This window comes from Pseudomonas sp. NPDC089406 (assembly GCF_044900265.1).
GTDB lineage: Bacteria > Pseudomonadota > Gammaproteobacteria > Pseudomonadales > Pseudomonadaceae > Aquipseudomonas > Aquipseudomonas fakonensis.
In genome coordinates this window covers 64,033-74,065 of sequence record NZ_JBJDNC010000035.1, presented here as the reverse complement: position 1 = coordinate 74,065, position 10,033 = coordinate 64,033, and the positions used below count along the sequence as shown (strand labels likewise).

The 10,033-nt window shown below is 61.6% G+C and carries 8 protein-coding genes and 1 pseudogene; 7 read left to right on the top strand and 2 right to left on the bottom strand.

All coding sequences use genetic code 11. The annotated features are described in order from the left end of the window. Positions 1-114: 114 nt before the first annotated feature. Positions 115-1,299 (bottom strand): MFS transporter, encoded by a 1,185-nt coding sequence (locus ACI2KK_RS22260; RefSeq protein WP_404670619.1) that lies wholly within the window; start codon positions 1,297-1,299, stop codon positions 115-117. Between the two features lie 161 nt (positions 1,300-1,460). On the opposite strand from ACI2KK_RS22260, the gene ACI2KK_RS22255 reads away from it, so the two are divergent. The 4 genes and pseudogenes from ACI2KK_RS22255 to ACI2KK_RS22240 all read left to right on the top strand — a co-directional run. Continuing rightward, positions 1,461-2,600 (top strand): TDT family transporter, encoded by a 1,140-nt coding sequence (locus ACI2KK_RS22255; RefSeq protein ID WP_404670618.1) that lies wholly within the window; start codon positions 1,461-1,463, stop codon positions 2,598-2,600. A gap of 146 nt (positions 2,601-2,746) precedes the next feature. Then, positions 2,747-3,472 carry a hypothetical protein gene (locus tag ACI2KK_RS22250; RefSeq protein WP_404670617.1) on the top strand — a complete coding sequence of 242 codons (726 nt, stop codon included), beginning with the start codon at positions 2,747-2,749 and terminating at the stop codon, positions 3,470-3,472. A 17-nt stretch (positions 3,473-3,489) separates the two neighbouring features. Further along, positions 3,490-5,610: a hypothetical protein gene (locus ACI2KK_RS22245; RefSeq protein ID WP_404670616.1), complete on the top strand. Its 2,121-nt coding sequence runs from the start codon at positions 3,490-3,492 to the stop codon at positions 5,608-5,610. 62 nt (positions 5,611-5,672) lie between these two features. Next, positions 5,673-5,897, top strand: a pseudogene (locus ACI2KK_RS22240) (C4-dicarboxylate ABC transporter); the annotation flags it as partial. 39 nt (positions 5,898-5,936) lie between these two features. Here ACI2KK_RS22240 and ACI2KK_RS22235 read toward each other — a convergent pair. Further along, entirely contained in the window at positions 5,937-6,563 is a 627-nt protein-coding gene (locus ACI2KK_RS22235; RefSeq protein ID WP_404670615.1) for a hypothetical protein, read from the bottom strand. A 286-nt stretch (positions 6,564-6,849) separates the two neighbouring features. On the opposite strand from ACI2KK_RS22235, the gene ACI2KK_RS22230 reads away from it, so the two are divergent. The 3 genes from ACI2KK_RS22230 to ACI2KK_RS22220 all read left to right on the top strand — a co-directional run bounded on the left by ACI2KK_RS22230 (position 6,850) and on the right by ACI2KK_RS22220 (position 10,025). Continuing rightward, entirely contained in the window at positions 6,850-7,581 is a 732-nt protein-coding gene (locus ACI2KK_RS22230) for a GntR family transcriptional regulator (protein WP_369990233.1), read from the top strand. 132 nt (positions 7,582-7,713) lie between these two features. Then, entirely contained in the window at positions 7,714-8,988 is a 1,275-nt protein-coding gene (locus tag ACI2KK_RS22225) for an MFS transporter (protein ID WP_404670614.1), read from the top strand. Between the two features lie 203 nt (positions 8,989-9,191). Next, positions 9,192-10,025: an amidohydrolase family protein gene (locus ACI2KK_RS22220; protein WP_404670613.1), complete on the top strand. Its 834-nt coding sequence runs from the start codon at positions 9,192-9,194 to the stop codon at positions 10,023-10,025. Positions 10,026-10,033: the final 8 nt, after the last annotated feature.

Sequence of the window (10,033 nt, the reverse complement as noted above, 5' to 3'; positions counted from 1 at the left end):
CCCCCCCCCCCCCCCCCCCCCCCCCCCCCCCCCCCCCCCCCCCCCCCCCCCCCCCCCCCCCCCCCCCCCCCCCCCCCCCCCCCCCGCTCCTACACGAGATTGGCAGGCTACCTTCTATTCGCCCCGCCGCGTCCCCAGCCAATAGAACACCGCCGCCATCACCACCGACCCGATCAACAGGTAGAACACCCCCTGCGGCACCATCCACCCCAAGGCCGCGCCCATCAGCATCGGCCCCAGCCCCGCACCCAGGTTGGACAGGTTCTGCGCGCCATAGTAAACGCCGCGCAGCGGCTCCGGCGCGATCAGGTCGATAAACATGAACTCCGCCGGGATGACGATGATCTCGCCCAGGGTGAACACCAGCATGGCCAGGCACCAGGCCGGCACCGTATCGGCCACGGAAAACCCCAGCAGCCCCGCGATGAACAGCGCCATCCCGGCCATCAGCCAGGGCATCAGGTGCTGGCGGGCAATGCGCCGGCCGATCAGGTACTGCAGGGCAATCACCGTGACCGCGTTGGTGGTCACCAGGTAGCCGGCCAGGCGCGCCACCTGCGCCGGGTCCTGGGTGGTCACCACCAGGTACTGCGACAGGTAGGCGGTGAACTGGCCGAACACCACCGCGCTGAGCACCCCGCCCAGGGTGAAGTACACCAGCCGCCGGTCACGCAGCAGGCCCACCGCCACCTGAGCGAAGCCTGCCGCCGGCTCATCGGCGGCCGGGGCCGACAGGCCGCGTTGGCCCAGCCGCTGGTAGGCCAGGCCCAGGGCCAGGCCGATCAGCGCCGATACGATGAAGGGCAGGTGGTCATCCAGTTCGATCAGCAGCACCCCGAGCATCGGCCCGCTGGCCCAGGCAATGTTGTTGAAGGTGTACTTGATGGCGAACACCTCGCCGCGCTGCGCCTCTGGCAGCAGGGCACAGAAGCCGGCCTTGGCGGCGATGTCCACCACCGTCTGTGCAAGGTAGGCCAGCACCAGGCAGGCAAAGAACGGCAGCGCCGAGGGGCTGGCCAGAATGCCGACGAACGCCAGGGCGAACAACAGCGTGCAGGTGACGATCAGGGTGTGGTTGCGCAGGGTGTCGACCAGGTGCCCGCCGTACAGCGACAACGCCGAGGCCAGAAACATCGCGCCACCCACCAGCAGGCCGACCTGGGCGATTGCCAGGCCCATGTGCGCCGACAGGTAGACCACCAGGTAGGGCAGGGTGATCGCCCGGGCCATGGTCAGGGTGAAGGTGGTGAACAACAGCAGGCGTACCGGGTTGGGGTAGCCCTTGAGTGCGGCAAGCATTGCGCGTCCTTGTGAGCAGAAAGCCGGCTCAAGCATATGCCAGCCCCTGTGCTTCGCGCTATATATACAAAACCGATAATGGTTAGAGAAAATACCCGTTATATGGATATTCTTTCCAGGCATAAGATGAATCCACCTTACACAAGGCCCGGAGACACACCATGCCCTGCACCCAGCCCAACGCCGCCACCTGGCGCCCGTTCAGCCAACTGGCCCACCCCCGCGAAGTGATTCGCCAGTTCACCCCCAACTGGTTCGCCGCGACCATGGGTACCGGCGTATTGGCGCTGGCCTTCCACCCACTGAACATCCCGCTGCTGGACAGCCTGGCCGAAGGCCTGTGGTGGCTGACCATTAGCTTGTTCAGCCTGTTCTGCGTGCTGTACGGCGCACGCTGGGTGCTGTTCTTCGACGAGGCGCGGCGCATCTTTGCCCACTCCACCGTGTCGATGTTCTTCGGCACCATCCCCATGGGCCTGGCCACCATTCTCAATGGCGCACTGGTGTTCGGCCTGGGGCGCTGGGGCGAGGCGGTGGTGCCCTGGGTGCATGCCCTGTGGTGGCTGGACGTGGGCCTGGCGCTGCTGTGCGGCGTGGCCATCCCGTACCTGATGTTCACCCGCCAGGAGCACAGCATCGACCAGATGACCGCCGTATGGTTGCTGCCGGTGGTGGCAGCGGAAGTGGCTGCCGCCAGTGGCGGCCTGCTGGCGCCGCACCTGGCCGATGCGCACCAACAGTTTCAGGTGGTCATCACCAGCTACGTGATGTGGGCCGTGTCGCTGCCGGTGGCGTTCAGCATCCTGACCATCCTCATGCTGCGCATGGCCCTGCACAAGCTGCCGCCGGCCAACATGGCCGCCTCCAGCTGGCTGGCCCTGGGGCCGATCGGCACCGGTGCGCTGGGCATGCTGGTGCTCGGCGCCGATGCGCCGGCGGTATTCGCCGCCAATGGCCTGGGCGGCCTCGGCGAGGTGGCCCGCGGCCTGGGCCTGGTGGCCGGTATCGTGCTGTGGGGGGCGGGGCTGTGGTGGTTGCTTACCGCCGTGCTGATCACTCTGCGCTACATGCGCCAGGGCATGCCGTTCAACCTCGGTTGGTGGGGCTTTACCTTCCCGTTGGGAGTGTACTGCTTGGCTACCCTGAAGCTGGCTGCCTGGCTGGGCCTGGGTTTCTTCACCGTGTTCGGCCAGGTGCTGGTGGTGGCGCTGGCCATGCTCTGGGTGGTGGTGGCCAGCCGTACCCTACGCGGGGCGTGGCGCGGGGAGTTGTTTGTGTCGCCGTGTATAGCTCAGCGCTGAGCGGCCTCAGCGGTTGGGTGTGTATACATTGGGCCACAACCTTGCGGCGCTTGGCTAAGCCGACGAGAGAAATTGATCAACTACATGACAGGAAACCTAATATCGAGATAGATTCTCATTTGTCGAATCCACGGACTGGACCTCTGATGACGCGCTTCTTCGCCTTCTTTCTCATGTGCGCTGCTGGAGCGGCACAGGCAATTGACCTGTCTCCCGAACGATGCCAGGCCAAGGATCCTGACGGCCTGGCATACATTGCGCTTGGCAGCACAGTCTTGAAGTTACCCATACGCCATCTGAACGTGACCAGTGCCCCAGCGTCGAGCGCTCCGCCGTTGATGGCGCCTGACCCGAATGAGCCCGTGGGTTGTCGCAACAATCCGTTGCGGCAACAAAGCCTGATGATCAATTTTGGTTTTGATGCCTGGCTGAAGGCGCGAGACAAACCATCAGGGGCATTGCTCAAGGAAATGACCCTGATTGCTTCTTCAACCGATTATTGGGGGATACCTTTGGATGAAAGGCATGCGACCCGATGCAAGCTGTATCCCCGTACCAGGACACTCACTAATGGCTTGGTCGGATGCTTACCTGCGCTAGCGCCTCGCCATCCTGATCGCGATGAAGTGGGGTCCTACAGAGCACGCCCCGAAGTCTACAAGGCCCCGTTCGACAAGCCGTTCGTCGTAGCCTGTCGCCCAAGTATCCCCAAGGGCACTGAGTGTCATGTGTCGTATAAAATTCTGCCAACCGTAAACATCACGTATGTATTCGTGACGTCCAGGCTCGCTTTGGACGATGTTATTGAGTTTGACAAGCGCTTCAGAGAGGACGTGCAGCGTGCAGTGGTGCCTGAATATAAATGGAATTAGCGATTTAGGGTGCAATGATGTCTGTTTTGCAAAATTATGAATATGGAAGCGTTGGTGTAACCCTGTCATCATCGCAATTGGCGGTGTTAGAAGCAGTCGAGGGGCAAGCGTCTGTGCTGTTTGAACAAGCCCCTGAAACACAGGGGCTTGCCTACTCGATATACAATACGCTTCTTTCGTTCCTGCCTGAGCCAGAAGCGAGTTCGCAGCCGGGTGAGGCAGGGTGGGCCTACAAACAAGTCTACACTTGGATTGAGGGTGCTCGTGGGGTCAATAGCAATCAAGGTGTATTTGCCGAATATATTCGTGCCTACACCGGTCATCAGTATACCCAGCGCTTTGGTAGCATCAGTGATAGTGATCTGACAGACCTCGTCAACAAAGCGTCCAATGCCATTGGCCTGACGCTGGCAGAGCGAATTATTTCCAACGATGGGCGGCTTCCTTCAATTGAGGGTTTGGGCGCGGTTGATGCTGGCGAGTCGGCAAGAAATATTTTCCTTGATAGCGTTCATTATCCCCAAGGTGATTACACCGGGTGGGCGGGAACCTTGTTGTTTTCGTTTCTGGGCTATCACCGGTTCTTCAATGAATGGCTTCTGGAACAGGACAGCGTTGTTTCGACCATCGACGTCGGTGTCGGCGATGATCTGGTGCGCATCACCAAAAATGTGCCAGGTAGCTATGACTTCTTTTCCGCGCTGCAGGCGCACGTTGCTTCGGTTGAGGATTTCTCTCTCTGGGAGAAGATACAGGTTGCACTCAAGGAGCGTCTTGATGTCGAGCACAGTGAACTGCTGATCAACGCCCGGCAATTTATGGACCGTGTTTACGGTGCAAGTGCTTCGCTTTTCAATGTTGAAGACCTGTTGCCTTTTGCTACACCGCTGAATTTTCAGTACGCAGGCCTGACGGTCAACGTCGGCACACTAGGAAGTGATCATATAAACGGTTACCCCGGATGGCAGGGGGAGAACTTGATCATTCATGCAGGCCAAGGTTCCGATTTGGTCTCATTGCCTAATTACCTGGCCAGTGGTGCCTTCGTGTTGCTCGATGGTGGTGAAGGATTTGATGTGCTGGACGCCTATCAAGTGTTATTGGCTCAGCGCGTGGTACTCAAGATTAGCGACTCCCCTCTGTATTCAAGCCAGTTCACACTTAATGACCTGACGCAACCCGCCACTGGAGGGCCGCAGTCTTATGCGTTTTCATTTGAGACAGTCAATCTTGGCGCTGCATCTGACTTGTTTAGCATCAATCCAATACACAGTGCCGACGCCGACCTTGTAGTAGACATGGGCGGTGGAGGCATTTTCGGCAACACTATTGATTTTTCCAGATATGATCGCGGTGTCGATTTGGATCTGACTAAGGGGGATCACCTCTATTTCGGTTTGTCGACGGGGCAGCAGCTGCCCAGCATCGATATTGTGGAGACGCAGGAGGACGGTTTTACACTCACTGTGATGAATGTGTCGAACATCATAGGTACAGCGGGTAGCGACACGCTGACTGGCAACGTCCACGATAATATTCTCGACGCGGGCACTGGAGAAAATACCTTGTGGGGGGGCATGGGGGCCGATACGTTCATTGTGGATCAAGGCAACAATACGATCATGGATGCGTCGGCGGAAGATCGGTTGGTCATTCGTTTGCCGATGGCGACGACAGGCGTGATGCTGGAGTTGGCGGGCGGCACGGTGCTCAAGGCTCGCGTTGATAACTTCAACGGTGCCCCGGTGGCACTGACGGATGATTACGCAGCCTATTTTCACCCGGTCGAACCCTATGTCACTGCTTATACACCGGCTCTGGATGGTTACTCACTCCTCAATCAGAGCTTGGGTAGTGAGTTTCTGGTCAAGTACGTATTGGGTGGGGGAGACCTCACCATTAATGTGCGTATGCGTGATGCCGACGGTGGGATCCTCAGTGCTACGACGGTGGTCAAGGATTATGAGGATGGGGATCTGGGACTGTCCTTCAAGGAGATAGTGGTTCCAAACATCAACAATGCCGCCGCAGGGCAGGGTTCCATTACCCAGATAGCAGAGACGTTCATGGACGCTCAATTTGATCTGATCAAAGAGTGGCAGGCTCCGCCCGGATACAGTGATATCTGGTACGCCTGATCACCCAACGCGAGTCGTGAAGTTGATTCACCATCCAATTGAACGTTGTGGCGCCATGCCAAGGCATGCCGTTCGGCCTTGGTTGGTGGGGGCTTTACCTTCCCGCTGGGGGGGACTGCCTGGCTACCCTCAAGTTGGCGGCCTGGCTAGGCCTGGGCTTCTTCACGGTGTTCGGCCAGGTGCTGGTGGTGGCGTTGGCCATGCTCTGGGTGGTGGTGGCCACCCGTACCCTGCGTGGGGCGTGGCGTGGAGAGTTGTTTGTGTCGCCGTGTATTGCACAGCGTTGAGGCGCTACTCGGAGGTTGAGCCTGCAAGCGAAGGTGGCGTTAATCGTCCGTAGTCAAAAACGGGCCTATCGAGCCAAACGGATAGCTGCTCATGCCGATGCGCAAAGGCACGACCGGAGCGATAGGGGCGCCTACCACCATGACGCTACTCATGATCACGTTTTCCCCGGGCGAGCGATTGTCCGCAGCGACGATCAGGTAATAGGTGCCGGTGTCTTTTACCGTGCCGGTCAAAGCCTGGTTGATGACTCCGACCGTTCCGGTGGCCTTGCCAAAGCCTTCGGCCAGGACGCTGCCCTGGTCGTCCATCAAGATCAAATAAGGGTTCAGTACGTATTTGCTGAACCCCAGGCACGCGTTGACGCACCAGGAATTCACGTTGATGTGAAAAGCTTTGTCTTTGACCAATGTGGTGCTGAATACCCGATAATTCGACGGTTTGCCGTTGATCAGCAGGCGTGGTTCGGCGGCGGTGATGGCCCAGTGGGGTGGCCGCCAACCCGGGTCGACAGGCATTGGAACGGGCGTTGAACTGCGCAAGGCTTCGAGTGGTGTCTGCGCAAGCGGCGTCTTGCTGTTTTTGACTTGCTCTTCATACAGCGTTGCCGGGTTTGTTGCACACGCGGTGAGCAACAGACTGCACAACGCTAAATACACAGCCCGCATGATGACTTCCTTGTTGGCGCTTTTTCGATGATGCCGCCGCGACGTGCAAGTGGGTGGCATGCTGCGTTTGGCGTCGCGAGTGATGGCTAAATAGTGGCCCGCATCTTAGCGAGGCCACTCCCATGGCGTCAAAAAACATTTAAAGGCGAGCGCTGGTCCATGCGGGTCGTCCTGCGTTACCTGCCGACATCAGCTGATCAACGGAGGATTGACACTGCTTCTGCCAGCGGGAATACTCCTGAAAAATTCATATATATGTCTACATGACACCTCAAGAGAGCCGCCCATGAACGCCCTGTCAGCCGATGCGCGCCTGCCCCGTTACCAACAGCTGCGCGACCACCTGGTCGAGCAGATCGCCAACAACCGCTGGCGCCCGGGTGAGGCGATCCCCACCGAGGCGGCGCTGGCCACCGAGTTCGATCTGTCTGTAGGTACCGTGCGCAAGGCGGTCGACGCGCTGGTGGCCGAGGGCGTGCTGGAGCGTCAGCAGGGGCGCGGCACCTTCATTCGCCGCCCGCAGTTCCAGTCTTCGCTGTTCCGCTTCTTCCGCTTCGAGGCCGCCAATGGCGAGCGCGCGGTGCCGGAAAGCCGGATTCTTTCCATCGAGCCGCAACTGGCGCCGTCAGCGGTGGCCGAGGCCCTGGGCCTGGCCATGGATGCCGAGGTGATCCACATCGTGCGGGTGCGTCTGCTCGGTGCCCAGCCGGTGCTGGCCGAAGACATCTGGCTGCCGCGCCAGACCTTCCAGCCGCTGCTGGAGGTGGCGCTGAACAGCAAGGGCCCGCTGCTCTACCCGATCTACGAAGAACTGTGCGGCCAGGTGGTGGCCAGTGCCGAAGAAACCCTCACCGCCGAGGCGGTGGACGAGGTGCACGGGCGCCTGCTGCAACTGCCGCCGGCAAGCCCGGTGGTGGTGATCGAACGCCTGGCCCGTGACTACGCCGGCAAGCCGCTGGAATGGCGGCGCTCGCGCGGCCACGCGCAGCACTTCCGCTACCGCATCGACATTCGCTGAAAAAAACGCTGCACCCCTTTGACGTTCGGCGCCGTGCCTGCACGGCGCCGTGGTTCTGCCTGCCCGGCCGACGCGTGCCATGAGCTTCGGCGCGCCCGGCCGCTACACAACACGACTAAAAGGATAACAACCATGTTCAGCTGGTATCGCCAAATCACCTCACGGGAACGCAAGACGTTCTGGGCCTGTTTCGGTGGCTGGTCGCTGGATGCACTGGAAGTGCAGATGTTCGGCCTGGCCATCCCGGCGCTGATTGCCGCGTTCTCCCTCAGCAAGGGCGATGCCGGCCTGATCAGCGGCGTGACGCTGGTTACCTCGGCCATCGGCGGCTGGCTCGGCGGCACCCTGTCCGACCGTTACGGCCGGGTGCGCACCCTGCAGTGGATGATCCTGTGGTTCTCCACCTTCACCTTCCTGTCGGCCTTCGTCACCGGCTTCTACCCGCTGCTGTTCGTCAAGGCCATGCAGGGCTTCGGCATCGGTGGCGAGTGGGCGGCCGGTGCGGTGCTGATGGCCGAGACCATCAACCCGAAATACCGCGGCAAGGTGATGGGCACGGTGCAGAGCGCCTGGGCCGTGGGCTGGGGCCTGGCGGTGGCGCTGTTCACCCTGATCTACTCGCTGGTACCGCAGGAATTCGCCTGGCGGGTGATGTTCTTCGTCGGCCTGCTGCCGTCGCTGCTGATCATCTGGGTACGGCGTAACGTGCCGGAGCCGGACAGCTTCCAGCGCCTGCAAAAAGACAAGGCCATCCCCACCAGCTTCGCCAAGTCCATGGCCGGCATCTTCCGCCCGGAACTGCTGCGCGTGACCCTGCTCGGTGGCCTGCTGGGCCTGGGCGCCCACGGTGGTTACCACGCGGTGATGACCTGGCTGCCGACCTTCCTCAAGACCGAGCGCAACCTGTCGGTGCTCAACTCCGGCGGCTACCTTGCGGTGATCATCTTCGCCTTCTGGTGCGGCTGCGTGGTCAGCGGCCTGCTGATCGACCGCATCGGCCGGCGCAAGAACATTCTGCTGTTCGCCGTGTGTTGCGTACTGACTGTGCAGGCTTATGTGTTCTTCCCGCTGAGCAACACCCAGATGCTGTTCCTCGGCTTCCCGCTGGGCTTCTTCGCTGCGGGCATTCCGGCCAGCCTCGGGGCGTTCTTCAACGAGCTGTACCCGGCCGATGTGCGCGGCGCCGGGGTGGGCTTCTGCTACAACTTCGGCCGCGTGCTGTCGGCGGTGTTCCCGTTCCTGGTGGGCCATATGAGCGAGTCGATGTCGCTGGGCGCGGCGATCGGCATCGATGCCGGCATCGCCTATGGCGTGGCGGTGATCGCCGCGCTGTGCCTGCCGGAAACCCGTGGTCGCAGCCTTGAAGCCACGCCAGCGCCTGAAGTGGCGGGCGCGGTGGCCAAGTAGGCACTGCGCACCCTTGTAGGAGCGGCCTTGCCGGGGCGCCGTCCGGTCGAGATGGGCTGCGTAGCAGCCCCAGGATCTTTGATTCATACAAGATTGCCGGGGCTGCTATGCAGCCCATCTCGACCGGACGGCGCCCCGGCAAGGCCGCTCCTACAGGGGCGGCCCCGATTGATAACCCTGAACCCTGTTTTTCGAAGAGCCCCATGCCTGACGTCCCGGTTTCACCCTTCACCGCCATCGACAGCCACGCCCACGTGTTCAGCCGCGGGCTCAGCCTTGCGGCCGAGCGCCGCTATGCGCCGGCCTACGATGCCCCGCTGGGCGACTACCTCGCCCAGTTGCACGGCCATGGCTTCAGCCATGGCGTGCTGGTTCAGCCCAGCTTTTTGGGTACCGACAACCGCTACCTGCTCAGTGCCTTGCGCACGGCCCCCGAGCAACTGCGTGGCGTGGTGATGCTCGACCGGGACGTCGAGCGCGAAACCCTCATCGAGATGACCGGCCTGGGTGTGCGCGGCGTGCGCCTGAACCTGATGGGCCAGGCGCTGCCCGACCTCAGCGGCGCCGAGTGGCGCCCGCTGCTGGAGCGCATCGGCGAGCAGGGCTGGCACCTGGAGCTGCACCGCCAGGTGGCCGACCTGCCGGCGCTGGTGCGGGCGTTGCGCCCGTACGGGCTGGATATCGTCATCGATCACTTCGGCCGCCCGGATGCTCGTCGCGGCCTGGGCCAGCCGGGCTTTGCCGAGCTGCTGACCCTGGGCGGGGAGGGTAGGGTGTGGGTGAAGGTGTCCGGCATCTACCGCCTCGAAGGCACGCTGGACGAGAACCTGCGCTTCGCCCAGCAGGCGCTGGGGGCGCTGGAGGCCCACTATGGCGCCGAGCGGCTGATGTGGGGCAGTGACTGGCCGCACACCCAGCACGAGGCGGCGGTGAGCTTCAGCAAGGTGGTGGAGCAGTTCGAGGCGCTGGGCTGTTCGGCCGAATTGCGCCAGGCGTTGCTGGTGGATACAGCGCGGCAGTTGTTCCGTTTCGAATAAGGCAAAAA

Coding starts and splice junctions, on each gene's coding strand:
- ACI2KK_RS22260 (WP_404670619.1), bottom strand. CDS start 1,299: ATGCTTGCCGCACTCAAGGGCTACCCCAACCCGGTACGCCTGCTGTTG.
- ACI2KK_RS22255 (WP_404670618.1), top strand. CDS start 1,461: ATGCCCTGCACCCAGCCCAACGCCGCCACCTGGCGCCCGTTCAGCCAA.
- ACI2KK_RS22250 (WP_404670617.1), top strand. CDS start 2,747: ATGACGCGCTTCTTCGCCTTCTTTCTCATGTGCGCTGCTGGAGCGGCA.
- ACI2KK_RS22245 (WP_404670616.1), top strand. CDS start 3,490: ATGTCTGTTTTGCAAAATTATGAATATGGAAGCGTTGGTGTAACCCTG.
- ACI2KK_RS22235 (WP_404670615.1), bottom strand. CDS start 6,563: ATGCGGGCTGTGTATTTAGCGTTGTGCAGTCTGTTGCTCACCGCGTGT.
- ACI2KK_RS22230 (WP_369990233.1), top strand. CDS start 6,850: ATGAACGCCCTGTCAGCCGATGCGCGCCTGCCCCGTTACCAACAGCTG.
- ACI2KK_RS22225 (WP_404670614.1), top strand. CDS start 7,714: ATGTTCAGCTGGTATCGCCAAATCACCTCACGGGAACGCAAGACGTTC.
- ACI2KK_RS22220 (WP_404670613.1), top strand. CDS start 9,192: ATGCCTGACGTCCCGGTTTCACCCTTCACCGCCATCGACAGCCACGCC.